The organism is Micromonospora coxensis (assembly GCF_900090295.1).
GTDB classification, from domain to species: Bacteria; Actinomycetota; Actinomycetes; order Mycobacteriales; family Micromonosporaceae; genus Micromonospora; species Micromonospora coxensis.
The window spans coordinates 3,397,861-3,414,027 of sequence record NZ_LT607753.1; the positions used below are offsets into that span (position 1 = coordinate 3,397,861).

A 16,167-nucleotide genomic window follows, 5' to 3' on the forward strand; every position below is an offset into this window, starting at 1 on the left:
GAATAGACGGGGGCGACCGTACGCTGTACGGCAGGCCGTACGACTGAGTGGAGGCCCCTTGCCCGACCGATTCGACGCCGCCGCCGAGTTCGACCGTCAGGTCGACACCCTCGTCCACCTCGGTTACCCCACCCTCGCCGGGCGCACCGAGGACGCCTTCCGCGCCCTGGTCGCGCCGCTGCGCGACGCCGCCGTCGACGGCGCCGCCGAACTGCCGCCGCCCACCGAGGCCCGGGTCCCCTTCCTGCTGGTGACCACCCGGGACCTGGTGCCGGTCGAGGAACGGGTCGCCCTGACCACGCTGGCCGGCAAGCGCAAGCCGGGCATCGTCGACCGGCACTACGCCGAGGGTGACCTGGCGCGCTTCGACCCGATCAAGGAGCTGGAGGTGCCGGCCGGGCCGGCGTACCTGCTCTTCGACGTGGACCGGGGCGAGGAGACGCTCAACCTGGCCCCCGCCGCCGCGATGGAGGTGATCACCGGCCAGGGCCGGCAGCCGCTCACCATCGACGAGGGGCTGGCGTTCGTCACGCTGCACCCGGTGGCGCTGGCGAAGAACAAGTGCTTCTCGCTGGTCGGCTCCCGCTGCGGCGACAAGCGGGTGCCGGCGCTCTGGATCAGCCAGGGCGCGCCGAAGCTCGGCTGGTGCTGGTACGGCAACCCGCACACCTGGCTCGGCTCCGCCACCGCCCGGCCCGAGCGGGTCGGCCCGGAGTGAACAGGACCAGGGCCGGTACGGGGGCGCCCCCGTACCGGCCCTGGTGTCCGTACCGAACGCGGCGAGGTCCCGGGCCACCGCCGTGCTCGACGGCGTCAGCGCAGGAGGCGGCTCCCCGAGCCGACCACGGCGTACCGGGAGGTGCCCCGGGGCAGCTCCCCGGTCGACGTGCCGGGGTGACGGTGGAACGTGCCGACCACGTCGGCCACCAGATGGGTGCTGCCGGCGTGGTTGTGCACACTGAACCAGGAGGGGGCCGCGAGCCCGGGGACCGCGGCGTTCGACACCGTCTGCCCGGCGGCCGGGTTCAGGTTGCTCGCCGTCGGCTTCGCCAGGTCCGCCTGCCAGATCGTGATGACCGTGTCGGTGGTCGGGGACACCGCGGTCACGTTCGTCACCAGCGCCTCGGCGTCCCGGGGCACCTCCTCCCGGTCGTACACGCTGACCGACAGCAATCCGTTCGGGCCGAGGGCACCGCTGAACCCGATGCCGCTCCGGCTGTCCACCACCCGGGTCGGCCACGTCGGACGGAACCGCATGCCGTCGGGCACCTGCCCGTCGTCCATGACACCGACCACGTCCACCACGAGGTGCGCGTTCTGCTTGGTGTAGACCGCGAACGACGGCACCGCGTGCCCGGGCCCGCAGTCGGCGCAGCGGGCGGTCCGGGCGATGGTCAGGTTCGGCACCACCGTGCCCGCCCCGTGGTTGACGGTCGACGCGGTCGGCACCGCCCCGTCACCGGACCAGACGGTGAGGAAGCCGGCCCGCTCCGGCTTGACCACCGTCACGTTGAGGACGAGCCCCCGCACGTGGCCGCTCAACTCGGGACCGAAGTCCGCCCAGAGCCGCACCGCGCTGCCGGCCGGCACCAGGCCGCCGGTCTTGCGCGAGTCGAACAGCCGGGTCGGGGGCAACGGGGCGTAGTTGCCACCGATGCCGACGGTCGCCAGGTCCAGGTGGTCACCGGCGTAGAAGCCGACCACGTCCACCACCACGTCGGTACTGCCGCTGTGGTTGTAGATCGCGATCCTGCCCTCGGCCCCGAGCTTGACGGTGACGTTGTTCGAGCCGAGCCAGCCCGCCGGGAAGTTGACCGAGGAGGCGTTCGGACGGGCCCCACCGGACGGGTGGACGTTGAGGAAGCCGGCGGCCGTCGGGTTGGCCACCGTCACGTTCAGCACCACCGAACCGGCCCCGGCCGGCACCCCGCCGCGCCCCTGCACCAGCAGGTCGACGGTCTGCCGGGCGCCGATCTTCCCCTGGTGCCCGCCCAGCCCGCTGCGCGTGTCCATCAGGCGCTGCGGCGGCAGTGGGTAGTACATGCCGGTCACCCCGTAGGCAGCGCCGTAGGACATCGGCACCAGCCGGACTCCCCGACCGCTGTTGTCGGGCAACTGGAGGGTGGCGGTGTGCGATCCGGTCAGGGTGGCCCGGGTGGCGACGGTGATCGCGCAGCTCTCGCCGGGCGCCACCGTACGACCGGAGCAGGTGTCGGCGGTGAGGGCGTACTGGGCCGCCCCGGGCCCCAGGACCCCTGCCGTGCCGAAGACCTCGGGCAGGGTCCCCCGGGACGTGAAGGTGACGGTACGGGAGGCGACCGCACCGCCCACCTCGACGTGACCGAGGTCGAGGCGGCCGGGATCGGGCACCGCCGCCAGGTAGCCCTCCGTGGAGTTCCACCGCAGGTCCCCGCTGAGCACGCCCCGGTCGGTGCCGCACTGGAACTCGTAGAACGCGGCGAACGTAGTCAGCTGCCCGTTGCCCGGGTCGCGGGCGATCTCGAGCACGGTGACGGCGGCGGTGACGGTGTTGCAGCCCGAGCCCGGCGTGGTGATCTCGAGTTTGGCGTTCTCGGCGTCCGGGAACCGGGCCGCCAGGTACATCTGCCCGGCGGTCCACTGCGACCCGGTCGGTGGCGCGACGTCGATCTGGATGAACTGGTCGCCCCGGGTCGCCTTCAGCCGCAGCGCGTCACCGGCGGACGGAGTGACCGTGACCACCGCGTTGTCGGGCGTCCACACGTCGGAGGCGGGGACCGGGGTGTGGCCGTGGTCGCCACGGTCGGCGGTGATCGCGGTGATCGGGCCGGCCGGCGCGGCGGAGGCGGTCGTCGACAGCCCGACGGCCGTGCCGGTCAGCGCGACGGTGACGCCGAGCAGGGCGCGGAACATACGCATGGACACCTCGGACGAGGAGGAAGGAGGCTTGATCGACTCAGCGTATGAGCCGGTGCCGGCGTGCGCCAACAGCCGTTCGGACCCGGTCGCGCTTCGTACATCAGGAAGACGTCGCCCACCTTGGTGCCGTCCGACGCGTGGACGAGCGTTCGGTACGTGCGCCGGGTACCCGACGAATCCGGTTGGCGACAGGCCGAGCCCTTTCACCCGCGTCACCGGCCTTGACACTCTGCTCTCGACAGGTAACCCATCGGATCGGGCGGGTCGAGAGCATGGCGAAGCGTTGGTTGATCACGGGGTGTTCGAGCGGACTCGGTCGGGCCCTCGCGGCCCGGCTCGCCGCCGAGGGAGAGCAGGTGGTGGCGACGGCCCGACGGCCGGAAACCCTCGACGGGCTGGTCGCTCAGCATCCGGGCAACGTGCTGGCCGCCGCCCTGGACGTACGGGATCCGGCGCAGTGCGCGGCAGCGGTCGGGCGGGCGGTGGACGCCTTCGGCGGCGTCGACGTCCTGGTCAACAACGCCGCCTACGGCCAGTTCGGCGCCTTCGAGGAGGTCTCCGACGCGGAGCTCGCCGCGCAGTTCGACACCAACGTGTTCGGGCCGTGGCGGCTCACCCGGGCGGTGCTGCCGATGTGGCGCGCGCAGCGCTGCGGGCACGCGATCTTCGTCAGCTCGGTCGCCGGCATGGTTCCCTTCCCCGGGCTGGCCGCGTACACCGCGAGCAAGTTCGCGGTGGAGGGAGCAGCCGAGTCGCTGGCCGCCGAGGCCGGACACCTCGGGGTGAAGGTCACCATCCTTCAGCCGGGCGGCTTCGCCACCGGGTACAGCGCCAACCTGGCCATGCCGGCGCACCGGATCGCGGATTACACGCCGGTCAGTGACGGCCTGCTCGGCGCGCTGCGCACCATGAACACCAGGGCTGAGGTGAACTCCCCCGAGCTCTTCGCCGACGTGGTGTGGCGGCTCGGCCAGATGGAGTCGCCGCCACTACGGCTGCCGGTGGGATCCGATTCCGAGACGTTCCTGGAGGCCGCCTACGACGCCCGGCGCAGTGAGTACGACCAGGTCGTCAAGGCGGGTCATCACACCCTCGCGTGACCTCCGTCCGGGCTCGGTGTCGGACCGGTCAGCCTCCGGTCGTCACGTCGTGACCAATGACGCCGACGACGGCACCGGCGCCGCCGCCTCCGCGCTGACCGGATCGCCGCCGGACCACCCGCCTCGGCGTGGCAGCGCCGCTCGGCCGGGGCCGTCCGGTGGGTTGGTGCCTGAAGGCCGAAGGGCGTCCCGTGCCGGCACGGGACGCCCTTCGCGAGGGGTTCCGGCTAGTGGGTGCCCGAGCCGGCGACCGCGAAGTGCGGAGTGCCGGCGAGCGACGCCGTCGGCTCGCTCGCGGTGGCCGGGTAGAGCCAGAACGAGCCCACCACGTCGGTGACCACGTGGGTGCTGCCGGCGTGGTTGTACGCGTGGAACGCGGCGGACGGGCCGAGGCCGGTGAGGACGGCGTTGGAGACGATCTGCCCCGCCGCCGGGTTCAGGTTGCTGGCGGTGGGCTTCTCCTCCCCGGCCGGCCAGACGGTGAGCACCGTGTTCTGGGTGGGCGACACCGCCGTCACGTTGGTCGCCAGTGCCCGCGTCGCCGCCCCGACCAGCTCCGACGGGGTGGTGACGGTCCGCTTCACCTTCGGGCCCAGCGCGCCCGACGTGCCCAGCCCGGTGCGGCTGTCCACGATCCGGGTCGGCGCCACCGGGGTGAAGCGCAGGCCGTCGGGGGCGTTGCCGTCGTCCATCACGCCGACCAGGTCGACCACCACGTTGGCGTCCTGGGAGGTGAACACCGCGAACGAGGGCACCGGGTAGGCCGGGCCGCAGTCGGTGCACCACGTCGTCCGGACCACGGCCAGGTTCGGCACCACCTTGCCGGCGCCGTAGTTGACCGTCGACGAGGTCGGCACGCTGCCCTCGCCGGACCAGACGGTCAGGAAGCCGGACCTCGCGGGCGCCACCGCCGTGACGTTCAGGACCAGGCCCTGCACCCGCCGGCTCAGCTCCTCGCCGAAGTCGACGAAGCCCTCCTCGACCCCGCGGGCGGGGATGGGGCCCCCGCCGGTACGGGTGTCGAAGAGCCGCCCCGGGGACACCGGCTGGTACTGGCTGCCGATACCCCGGGTCGGCTGGACGGCGTTGCTGCCGGCGTAGAAGCCGGCCACGTCGACCACCACGTGGGTCGAGCCGTTCCGGTTGTAGATCTTGACGTTGCCGTCCGCGCCCAGCTTCACCCAGACGTTGTTGGAGCCGAGCCAGCCCGCCGGGAAGTTGATCGACGAGGCGTTCGGCCGGCCCATGTCGGCCGGGTAGACGGTCAGGAAGCTGCTCGCGGTCGGGCCGGTCACCGTCACGTTCAGCACCACCGCTCCCGCGCCGCCGGCCGGGACACCGCCCCGGCCGGCGACCTGGAGGTCGACCGTACCGTCGACGCCGATCGGGCCGGTCCGCCCGCCGAGGCCGCTGCGGGTGTCCATCAGCCGCTGCGGCGTGGCCAGCGGGTAGTACGTGCCGACCGCGCCCCGGAATCCCTCCGCGTACAGCCGCACGCTGCGCCGGCCGAAGCTGCTGTCGTCGGGGAGGATCAGGCTCGCGATCTGGCCGCCCACCCTGGTGCTGCCGGCCGCCACCGTCACCGTGCAGGTCCCGCCCGGCGACAGGGTCCGACCCGAGCAGGTGTCTGCGGTGATCCGGTAGGGCGCCGGGTCGTACCCGCCGAGGGACGCCGCGCCGAAGGTGACCGGGCGGACCCCCTGAGAGGTGAAGGTCTCCGTCCGGCTGACCTCGTCACCGGCCACCTCGACCTGCCCGAAGTCCAGCGGGCCGCTCGCCACGGCGGCGTTGTAGTCCACGCTGGAGTTCCACCGGATCTCACCGTCGACGGTGCCGCTGCGGCCCCGGCAGGTGTAGTCGAACGAGGCGGCGAAGGCGGTCATCTTCCCGGTCGCCGGGTCACGGACGACCTCCCGGACGGCGAGGGTGCCGTCCGCCAGGCAACTGCCACCCCGGTCCGAGAACTCGAGCCGGGCCTGCTCACCGGAGAAGTCCGGCGCGGCGGCGTACGTCCGCCCCGGCTGCCAGGTCTGTCCCGCCGGCGGCTGGACGTAGACCTTGACCTCGCTGGTGCCCTCCTCGGCGGTGGGATCGGCGGCGAGCTGGAAGGCGTCCGCGTCGTGCAGGGTGGGCGTCATGGTGGCGTTGCCGCCGTCCCAGACGCCGGTGTGCGGATCAAGGAAGCTGTCCTGGTCACTGCCGTGCACGACCAGGGCGGTGTAAAGCGCGCTGGGCGCGGCCTGGGCGACCGCCGGCACCATCGCGGCGACACAGACCCCGGCGGCGATCGCGCCGAGGAGTGTGCGGAATGTGCGCATGAAGACCCCGGATGAGAGGAAGGGGGAGATGAAGCCGGCCCAGCGTAGGGACGGTGTCCACCGGACGGCAAGCCACTGCGGCACAGCACGCGGACGCCGTACGGCGAAGGGCGTCCCGGCCACCGCCGGAACGCCCTTCGTGGACCGGATCCGGGCCTACCCCAGCGCCGGGCCGGACCGCAGCACGGTGAACCCGCCACCCGTGCCCACCGTGTACGGGTACAGGTCGAACCGTCCCACCACGTCGGTCACCAGGTGGGTGGAGCCGGCGTGGTTGTGCGCGTGGAAGGCGTCGGCCGGGCCGATCCCGGTGACCGCCGCGTTGGAGACGGTCTGCCCCGCCGCCGGGTTCAGGTTGCTGGCGGTCGGCTTGGCCAGGCCGGTGCCCGCCGGCCACACGGTCAGCACCGTGGCCTCGGTCGGCGCGACGGCGGTGACGTTCATGGCCAGCGCCCGGGTGGCGTCGGTGACCAGGGCCGGCGGCGCGGTCACCGTCCGGGTCACCTTCGGGCCGAGGGCGCCGGACGTGCCGAGCCCGGTGCGGCTGTCCACGAGCCGGGTCGGGCTGAGCGGGGTCAGGCGCAGCCCGTTCGGGACCGACTCCACCGGGGCCATCACGCCGACCAGGTCCACCACCACGTGGGCGTTCTGCGAGCTGTACAGGGAGAACGTCGGCACCGCGTAGGTGCCGCCGCAGTCGCACTGGTAGTTGTCCTGCACCACCGCGAGGTTCGGCACCACCTTGCCCGCGCCGTAGTTGACGGTCGACGCGACCGGCACGCCGGTCGTGCCCGACCAGGCGGTGAGGAAGCCGCTCTTCTCCGGAGCCACCGCCGTGATGTTCAGGACCAGGGCGCTGCTCCGCAGGCTCAGCTGCGGACCGAAGTCCACGAAGTACCGGCGGGTGCCGCCGGCGGGAACGGCCCCACCGGTGGTACGGGTGTCGACCAGCCGGGTGGGCTGGACCGGGTGGAAGTGGCTGCCCGACGACTCGAACCGGCCCTGCCCCGCCCCGGCGCCGCCGTAGTAGCCGACGACGTCCACCACCACGTGCGTGGCGCCGTTGCGGTTGTAGACCTTGACCCGGCCGTTCGACCCGACCTTGACGGTGACGTTGTTGGAGCCCAGCCAGCCCTTCGCGAAGTTGACCGAGGACGCCGTGGGGCGGGCCTCCCCGGAGGGGTAGACGGTGACGAAGCCGTCGGCGGTGGGGCCGGTGACCGTCACGTTCAGCACGACCGCGCCGACCCCCTGCGCCGGTACGTCCCCCCGGCCGGTGACCTGGAGGTCCACCTCACCGCCGGGGCCGATCGGGGTGCTCGGCAGGTTCGGGTAGCCGGCCCGGGTGTCCATGAGCCGGTCCGGCGCCACCGGGTAGTAGCTGCCGACGCCGTTGTGGTACCCGCGGACACGCAGGTCGACCATCCGGCTGCCGTACGTGCTGTCGTCGGCCAGGTGCAGGGTCGCCGTCCGGTCGGCGGTGCTGGTCGTGGTGGCCTCCACCAGGACGGTGCACTCCTCGCCCCAGGGCAGGGTGCGGCCGGCGCAGTCGTTGCCGACGATCCGGAAGGCCGACGCATCGGCGCCGCTGATGCTCGCCGCGCCGAAGGTGATCGGCGTGCTGCCCCGGGAGGAGAAGCGGGCCGCCTGGACCATGGGGGCGCCGCCGATCTCGACCCGGTCGAACCCGAGCGTGTGCGCGTACAGCGCCGCCACGTAGTCCAGGTCGGAGTTCCACCGGATCTCACCGTCGACGATCCCGGTCTGGCCGTCGCAGCGGAACTCGTACGCGGCAGCGAAGGCGGTCATCGTCCCGGCCGCGTCCCGCCGTACCTGCTTCACCGTCACCTTGCCGGCGCCGGCACAGGTCTGGCCGTCGGCCTCCAGGCTCAGCCGCGCGCTCGTGCCCCCGGCGCTGGTGGCGGGGTAGACGCCGCCCTCCTGCCAGGTCTCGTCGGCCGGCGGCGCGGTGCGCACCCCGTTCCAGTAGTGCAGCTCGTCCTGACGGAAGTGGGCGGTCAGGGTGAAGTCGTCCCCCGCACCCAGCGTCGCCTCCATCTCCGTGTCGCTGTCGTCGAACGCGCCGGCGAGCAGGCCGAGCGTCTGTCCACCACTCTGGTTGACCACCAGGGCGGTCCTCGGGTCGGCGGCCTGCGCCGGCCCGGGAAGTCCGGCCACGGCGCACGCCGTGGCGACACCCATGCCGAGCAGGGTGCGGAGAAAACGCATGGAGACCCCGTGAGAAAGAGATGGAAGGGAATGTGTCGGCTCAGCGTAGGCAGGGCCGGTCGGAGGGACAAGCGCGCTGCGCCGGGGCACGGACGACGTCGGGACGCCCGGCGAGACCGAGCGCCCCGACGTGTCGACGGCTAGCGGACGTGACCCGAGACGCCGCTGCCGGACACCCGCACCCGCGACTCGCCGGTGGCGCCGCTCGCGGTCGCCGGGTCGAGGTGGAACGTCCCGACCACGTCGGCGACGACGTGCGTACGACCGGTCAGGTTGTGCACCTGGAACGCGTCCTCAGCGCCGAGGACGCCGAGCACCCCGTTGGAGACGATCTGGCCGGCCTCCGGGTTGAGGTTGCTCGCGGTCGGCTTCGCCGCGCCGTCCGCCCAGACCGTGAGCACGGTGTTCCGCTCCGGCGCGACCCCGGTCACGTTCATCACCAGCACCCGGGTCGGGTCGGTGACCGACACCTCGACCCGGCCGGTCTCCGCCGTGCCCAGCGCCGCGGTCAGCCCCTGGCCGATCCGGCTGTCGACGATCCGGTTCGGGACGGCGGGGCTGAAGCGCAGGCCGCCGGGCACCGTGCCGTCGTCGATGACGCCGACCAGGTCGACCACGAGGTGCGTGGTGGCGGAACTGTAGATCATGTAGCGCGGGGCGCCGTCCAGGCCGCAACCGAAGGGCGGACAGGGCTGGGTCTTGACGTATGCCAGGTTCGGCACGATCTTGCCGGCGCGGTAGTTGACCGTGGAGATGTCCGGCACCGCGGTCTCGCCGGACCAGGCGGTGAGGAAGCCGTCCCGCTGCGGGCCGACGGCGGTGATGTTCAGGACGAGCGCCCGGACGTGCCGGTTGTAGTCGTCCATGCCGAACTCGTTGTCGAAGTCCACCCACCCGTTGAGCGCGGCCCCGGCCGGCAGGGCACCCCGGTGGTCGGTACGGCTGTCGTGGAGCCGGACCGGCGCCAGCGGCCGGAACCGCCCGCCCGGCCCGAGACCGGCCGGACCGGTGTCGGTGCCCGCGTAGAAGCCGAGCACGTCGACGACCACGTGGGTGTGTCCGGCGCGGTTGTAGATGGTGACGTCCCCGGCCGAGCCGAGCATCGAGGTCACGTTGTTGGACCCGAGCCAGTCCTTCGGGAAGTTGACCGACGAGGCCGTCGGCCGGGACCGCCCGGTCGGGAAGACGGTGAGGAAGCTGCTCGCGGTGGGTCCGGTGACGGTCACGTTGAGCACCACCGCGCCGACCCCGCCGGCCGGGACACCACCACGGCCGGTCACCTGGAGCCGGAGGCTCGAGTCCGGACCGAGCTTGCCGGTACGGCCACCGAGGCCGGTCCGGGTGTCCATCAGACGGGCCGGTGACAACGGGTAGTAGGTGCCCCTGGCACTGTCGGACGTGACGGCGGCAGGGGTTGAGGACGGCGTGGAGGGAGCGGCGGAGGCGACGGCCGGCAGTCCGGCGACCGCACAGGCCCCGACCGTGGCCGCGCCGAGCAGCGCGCGGAATCTGAGCATGGGTACCCCGTGACGTGTGGGTCGGTGAGGGAGGAGACGCACCGACGCGGGCACCCGGACGGCTCCGGGCACCCGCGTCGGTCCGGTTCAGCGGCGGACGGCCGGGCCGGAGCCCGATCCGACGACCTGCTGGAGCGTCACGCCCGCCACGGTGGTGCTCGCCGTGCCGGAGTAACGGTGGAAGCGGCCCACCACGTCCGCCACCAGATGGGTGGAGCCGGCGTGGTTGTGCACGTTGAACGAGTCCTGCGGACCGATGATCCCCATGACCGCGTTCGAGACGGTCTGCCCGGCCGCCGGGTTCAGGTTGCTGGCAGACGGCTTGGGCGCGCCGAAGCCGGCCGGCCACACCGTGATCACGGTGTTGTTCGTCGGCGCCACGGCGGTCACGTTCATCGCCAGCACCTGCGTGGCGTCGGTGACCACCGAGGACGGTGCGGTGACCTCCCGGATGCCGTTGGGCGGCAGTGCCCCGGAGATGCCCTGGTTGATCCGGCTGTCGGCGATCCGCACCGGGCTGCGCGGCGTGAACCGCAGACCGTCCGCGACCGTGCCGTCGTCGATGACGCCGACGAGGTCCACCACGATGTGCGAGGTGGCCGAGGTGTAGACCTCGTACGACGGCGCACCCCACGCGTCACCGCAGAAGTCGTAGTAACAGGGCGCGCTCTGCACGACGGCGAGGTTGGGCACCACCTTGCCGGCGGTGTAGTTGACGGTCGAGGAGACCGGCACCTCGGGCCCGCCCTGCCAGGCGGTCAGGAAGCCCGAGGCCTTGGGCGAGACGGCGGTGATGTTGAGGACGAACGCCCGCACGCGCGACCGGAGCGGTTCGTTGAAGTTGACCCACCCGGTGATCGACCAGCCACCGGGCAGCGCCCCGCCACCCTGCCGGGTGTCGATGAGCCGGGTCGGCACGAACGGGTGGTACTGACCGCCCATGCCGTGGCTGGTCGCGACGACGTTGGTGCCGGCGTACCAGCCGACGACGTCGACCACCACGTCCGTGTAGCCGGCCCGGTTGTAGATGGAGACCTTGCCCCCCGAACCGATCTTCACGGTGACGTTGTTCGAGCCCAGCCACTTCGCCGGGAAGTTGATCGAGGAGGCGGTCGGCCGGGCCTCACCCGCCGGGTACGCGGTCAGGAAGCTGGCCGACGTGGGGTTGACGACGGTCACGTTCAGCACCACCGAGCCGACGCCGCTCGACGGCACGCCGCCCCGGCCGGTGACCTGGAGGTCCACCTTCCGGTCCGGACCGATCTTGGCCTTGGCGGTGCCGAGGCCGCTGCGGGTGTCCATCAACCGCGACGGGCCCACCGGGTAGTAGGTGCCGACCACGCCGTCGAAGGCGGTGAACCTCAACGGCACGACCCGCTTGCCGTACGCGCTGTCGTCGGTCACGACGAGGTTGGCGGCGACCTCACCGGCCCGGGTGGCGGTGGCCGACACGGTGACCGTGCAGCTCTCGCCCGGCGGGAGGGTGCGGCCGGAGCAGTCGTCGACGACGATGCCGAACGATCCGGGCTGCGCCCCGGCGAGGGTGGCCGAGGTGAGCGTGACCGGCAGGGTCCCCGCGGAGCGGTACGTCACCGTCCTGGTCTGCGTCGGGCTCTCCACCTCCAGCCGACCGAAATGGACCGGGGCGGGGGTGGAGACGACGGCGGCGTACTCGACCCCGGAGTTCCAGCGCAGGTCGCCGATCATCGTCCCGGTGCCGCCGCAGTTGAACGCGTACGACGCGGCGAAGCTGGTCAGGACCTTCGCTTCCGGGTCGTACCCGGCCTCCGAGACGGTCATCGTGCCGCTGGAGGAGGTACACCCGATACCGTCGGAGCCGATGTCGAGCTGGGCTCGGGTCGCGTCCGCAAAGCGCGCCGTCTGGTACGTCTGACCCACCGTCCAGGTCTGCCCGGTCGGTGCCCCGGTCCCGATCTGGAGCCAGGAGCCACCGGGCATGTCGTGCAGGGACCAGGTCAGCGAGCCGGCGGACAGTGGCCGCACGGTGATGGTGGAGTTGCTGGCGTCGAAGACGCCGGAGTTCTTGACCGGGCGGCCGGGTGCGTCCCCGACGTCGACGGTCACGACCGTGTACGGCGCGGTGGGCGCGGCGAGCGCCACCCCGGGCAGTACGGCCAGCGCACAGGCCCCGGCGATGGTCACGCCGAGCAGAGCGCGGATTTTGCGCATGAACACCCCGTGAAAGAAAGGAAGGATTGGCCGGCCCAGCTTAGGGGCGGTGATCAATGCCGACAAGTGCGTTCGGCCGCTATCCCGGGAAAAGGCAATATCCGCGAATCGGACCAGCGCCCGCAATGTGCCGACCGGCCGGAAACGAAAGGTGCCCCGGCCGGTCGGCCGGGGCACCTCCGTGCTGCTGTCGCCTGGGTCAGCGGTGCGACGAACCGGTGACCTGAGCCTTGGTCGGCTTGGCCGCGAGGGCCGACGCCGCCGGCGGGTTCAGGGCGTAGAACGTGCCCACCACGTCGGCCACCACGTGCGTGCTGCCGCTGTGGTTGTGCACGTTGAACGCGTCGTACGGGTAGATCACCGCGGGAACGGCGTTCGAGACGACCTGGTTGGCGTACGGGTTGAGGTTGCTCGTCGACGGCTTGGGGTACTCCGGGTCGTCCTGCCACACGGTGAGGACCGTGTTGTTGGTCGGCTTGACGGCGGTCAGGTTCATGGCCAGCACCTCGGTCGTCTCCGTGAGCATGCCGCCCGGCGGGGTGACGCTCCGGATCGCGCCGGCGCCGAGCGCCCCGCTGATGCCCAGGTTGGTCCGGCTGTCCACGATCCGGGTCGGGCTCATCGGCTTGAAGCGCAGGCCGTATTCGCTGTAGCCGTCGTCCACCACGCCGACGAAGTCGACCAGGACGTGCGCGGCGGCGTGGGTGTAGATCTTGAACTTCGGCGCGCCGGGGGTGCACCAGCCGTCGGTGGCGAGGCACGGCGTGGTCTGCACGAAGGCCAGGTTCGGCACGTTGACGCCCGCGCCGTAGTTGACCGTCGAGGAGACCGGGCGGCTGCCGGCACCCGACCACGCGGTCAGGAAGCCGGAACTGGCCGGGGCGACCGCGGTGAGGTTCAGGACGAAGGACTTGATGTGCGCGTGCTGGCCCGCGTCCTCGAACTCGAGGGCGTACTCCAGAGTGGTGCCCGCCGCCGGCTTGCCCTCCGGCTCGGTGCGGGTGTCGAAGACCCGGCTCGGTGGGTACCACTCGTACTGGCCACCGTTGCGGTTGACCATCGTGTTGTCCTTGGCGTAGAAGCCGACCACGTCGACCACCACGTCGGTGTACCCGTTGCGGTTGTAGACCGATACCTTGCCGCCGGAGCCGATCTTCACGGTGACGTTGTTCGAGCCCAGCCAGCCCTTGGCGAAGTTCACCGACGACGCGTCCGGCCGGGCCTCGCCCGCCGGGTACGCCGTGACGAAGCTGTCCGCCGTCGGGCCGGCGATGGTCACGTTGAGCACCACCGCGCCGACACCGCTGGTGGGGACGCCGCCCCGGCCGGTGACCTGGAGGTCGACCTTCCCGCCCGGGCCGATCTTCGCCTTCGGCGCGCCCAGGCCACTGCGGGTGTCCATCAGGCGGGCCGGCGAGACCGGGTAGTAGGCACCGGTGGTGTCGGCGAGCTCGGCCATGGCCTGCGGCGTGACGGCGGGGGCGGCGGACGCCGTACCCGGGACCACGGCCAGTGCACATGCTCCGGCGAGCGTCGCGCCGAGGAGAGTGCGGAATTTGCGCATAGAAACCCCGTGGATGAAGAGGAAACAGGGAATTGCCGCCTCAGCGTAGGGGGCGGCCTCAAGGGCGGCAAGGAGATACCCCGATCAAACACAAGGGGTGAACCCGGCGGAACTTAATGGTGTCTTAATGCGGTCCCTCACCTCGTCGTCCACAGGTCCGATGCGTTGTCCACACGTTGTCCACAGCCCCGTGGACACCCCTTGACATCCCGCGTGAGCAGGCGAGACTGCCCAGATGACCGCCGACGACCCGCTGCCCGCACCCCGCGCGCCGCAACCGCAGCCCCGGGCGCGGATCGTGCTGGCCGAGGTGTCCCGCCGGGACAGCCGGCCCGGCCGGACCCGCACCGAACTGGCGCAGCAGACCCGGGTCGGCGAGGCGCTGGTGCGCGGGCTGGTCCGCGCCCAACTGTCACTGGCGCTGCGCCTCTCCCTGGTGGTGCTCGTCGGGCTGGGCGGCCTGCCGTGGCTCTTCGCCATCGCGCCCGCCGTCGGCCGGGTCACCGTGCTCGGGGTGAACCTGCCCTGGGTGCTGCTCGGGGTCACCTCCTTCCCCTTCCTGATCGCCGTGGGCTGGGCGTACGTGCGGCTGGCCGAGCGCAACGAGCAGGACTTCACCGACCTGGTCGAGCGGCCGGAGCGCTGAGGTGGGCAACGACTTCGTCGTCCCGGCCATCGTGGCGGTCACCCTGGTCACCCTCGGCATCGGCTTCTACGGGCTGCGGCTGGCCCGGACCACCTCCGACTTCCTGGTCGCCTCCCGGGCGGTCAGCCCGACCTGGAACGCCGCCGCCATCGGCGGGGAGTACCTCTCCGCCGCGAGCTTCCTCGGCATCGCCGGGCTGATCCTCAAGTACGGCGTCGACGTGCTCTGGTACCCGGTCGGCTTCGCCGCCGGCTATCTCGCCCTGCTGATGTTCGTGGCCGCCCCGCTGCGCCGCTCCGGCGCGTTCACCCTGCCCGACTTCTGCGAGCTGCGGCTCGGCTCGCGCCGGCTGCGCACCCTCGCCACCGTCTTCGTCATCTTCATCGGCTGGCTCTACCTGGTGCCGCAGTTGCAGGGCGCCGGGCTGACCCTGGCCACGGTGGCCGGCTCGCCGTACCCGGTGGGGGCGCTGCTGGTCGCGGCGGTGGTCACCGCGAACGTGGCGCTCGGCGGGATGCGGGCGATCACCTTCGTGCAGGCGTTCCAGTACTGGCTCAAGCTGACCGCGCTGGCCGTACCCGCGATCTTCCTGGCGTTGCAGTGGCAGGGCGACGCCCGCCCCGCGGTGACCCCGCCCGACGGGCCGGCGTTCCGGACCGCGACCACCGTCGTGGTCGAGCACCGCGCGGCGCTCACCTTCGCCGACGGCACCGTCCGGGAGGTACGCCCCGGCGACGAGCTGACCTTCGCCGCCGGTGACCGGGTGCCCGAGGTCTCCGGAGTGGCGACCGGCGCGGCCGACTGGCTGCTGCCCAGCACCGCCGGGGACGACGACCGCGGCCTGTTCGCCACGTACTCGCTGATCCTGGCCACCTTCCTCGGCACCATGGGGTTGCCGCACGTGCTGGTGCGCTTCTACACCAACCCGGACGGGGCGGCGGCCAGACGTACCACCCTGGTGGTGCTCGCCCTGGTCGGCGCCTTCTACCTGCTGCCCACGATCTACGGGGTGCTCGGCCGGATCTACACCCCGCAACTGCTGGTCTCCGGGCAGACCGACGCGGTGGTGGTGCTGCTGCCCGGCGCCGCGCTCGGCGACGGGACCACCGGCCGGCTGCTCGCCGCCCTGGTCGCGGCCGGCGCGTTCGCGGCCTTCCTCTCCACCTCGTCCGGGCTGCTCACCAGCGTCGCCGGGGTGATCTCCACGGACGTGCTGGGGCGCGGCTCGGTACGCGGCTTCCGGCTGGCGACGGTGATCGCCGGCGGGGTGCCGGCGGTGCTCGCCCTGAACGTCTCCGGGCTGGACGTCTCCCAGGTGGTGGGGCTGGCCTTCGCGGTCGCCGCGTCCAGTTTCTGCCCGCTGCTGGTGCTCGGCATCTGGTGGCGCGGCCTGACCGATCTGGGCGCGGCGGCCGGGGTGCTGGTCGGTGGCGGCGCGGCGATCGGGGCGGTCCTGGTCACCGTGCTCGGGCCACCGCTGTCCGGTTGGCCGGCCACGCTCACCGCGCAGCCGGCCGCCTGGACGGTGCCGCTCGCGTTCACCGTGATGGTGGCCGTGTCCATGGCGACCCGCCGTCGGGCGCCCACCGACGTCGGGGCCACCATGCTCCGGCTGCACGCCCCGGAGGCGCTGCGCGGCTGAGGACGTACTCCCTGGGTATGACGGGAGATCGTCCCTCGGCGGGAGCGTCGCCTGGTCCGGCCC

At 72.3% G+C, this 16,167-nt stretch carries 10 protein-coding genes; 4 read left to right on the plus strand and 6 right to left on the minus strand.

Translation table 11 applies throughout. The features are described from left to right. Nucleotides 1–58: 58 nt before the first annotated feature. Nucleotides 59–718, plus strand: coding sequence for a DUF5701 family protein (locus GA0070614_RS15355; protein ID WP_231933294.1), 660 nt, complete (start codon nt 59–61; stop codon nt 716–718). A 95-nt stretch (nt 719–813) separates the two neighbouring features. On the opposite strand, the gene GA0070614_RS15360 is transcribed toward GA0070614_RS15355, so the two are convergent. Next, entirely contained in the window at nt 814–2,898 is a 2,085-nt protein-coding gene (locus GA0070614_RS15360) for a choice-of-anchor D domain-containing protein (RefSeq protein ID WP_088976600.1), read from the minus strand. Nucleotides 2,899–3,170: 272 nt separating this feature from the next. Between GA0070614_RS15360 and GA0070614_RS15365 the strand changes: the two genes are divergently transcribed. Continuing rightward, a complete protein-coding gene (locus GA0070614_RS15365) occupies nt 3,171–3,998 on the plus strand; it encodes an SDR family oxidoreductase (protein WP_088976601.1) in 828 nt (275 codons plus the stop codon). Between the two features lie 227 nt (nt 3,999–4,225). On the opposite strand, the gene GA0070614_RS15370 is transcribed toward GA0070614_RS15365, so the two are convergent. The 5 genes from GA0070614_RS15370 to GA0070614_RS15390 all read right to left on the minus strand — a co-directional run bounded on the left by GA0070614_RS15370 (nt 4,226) and on the right by GA0070614_RS15390 (nt 13,711). Then, complete coding sequence (locus GA0070614_RS15370; RefSeq protein WP_088976602.1) at nt 4,226–6,316, minus strand: hypothetical protein; 2,091 nt, start codon at nt 6,314–6,316, stop codon at nt 4,226–4,228. A gap of 156 nt (nt 6,317–6,472) precedes the next feature. Then, entirely contained in the window at nt 6,473–8,545 is a 2,073-nt protein-coding gene (locus GA0070614_RS15375; RefSeq protein ID WP_088976603.1) for a hypothetical protein, read from the minus strand. A gap of 140 nt (nt 8,546–8,685) precedes the next feature. After that, nucleotides 8,686–10,062 (minus strand): hypothetical protein, encoded by a 1,377-nt coding sequence (locus GA0070614_RS15380; protein ID WP_157745009.1) that lies wholly within the window; start codon nt 10,060–10,062, stop codon nt 8,686–8,688. A gap of 87 nt (nt 10,063–10,149) precedes the next feature. Continuing rightward, nucleotides 10,150–12,252 carry a choice-of-anchor D domain-containing protein gene (locus GA0070614_RS15385; RefSeq protein ID WP_088976605.1) on the minus strand — a complete coding sequence of 701 codons (2,103 nt, stop codon included), beginning with the start codon at nt 12,250–12,252 and terminating at the stop codon, nt 10,150–10,152. Nucleotides 12,253–12,451: 199 nt separating this feature from the next. Next, nucleotides 12,452–13,711, minus strand: a complete 1,260-nt coding sequence (locus GA0070614_RS15390; protein WP_157745011.1) for a hypothetical protein — start codon at nt 13,709–13,711, stop codon at nt 12,452–12,454. Nucleotides 13,712–14,051: 340 nt separating this feature from the next. Between GA0070614_RS15390 and GA0070614_RS15395 the strand changes: the two genes are divergently transcribed. Both GA0070614_RS15395 and GA0070614_RS15400 read left to right on the plus strand, forming a co-directional pair. Then, nucleotides 14,052–14,462 carry a hypothetical protein gene (locus tag GA0070614_RS15395; RefSeq protein WP_088976607.1) on the plus strand — a complete coding sequence of 137 codons (411 nt, stop codon included), beginning with the start codon at nt 14,052–14,054 and terminating at the stop codon, nt 14,460–14,462. A gap of 1 nt (nt 14,463) precedes the next feature. Continuing rightward, nucleotides 14,464–16,104: a sodium/solute symporter gene (locus tag GA0070614_RS15400; protein WP_088976608.1), complete on the plus strand. Its 1,641-nt coding sequence runs from the start codon at nt 14,464–14,466 to the stop codon at nt 16,102–16,104. Nucleotides 16,105–16,167: the final 63 nt, after the last annotated feature.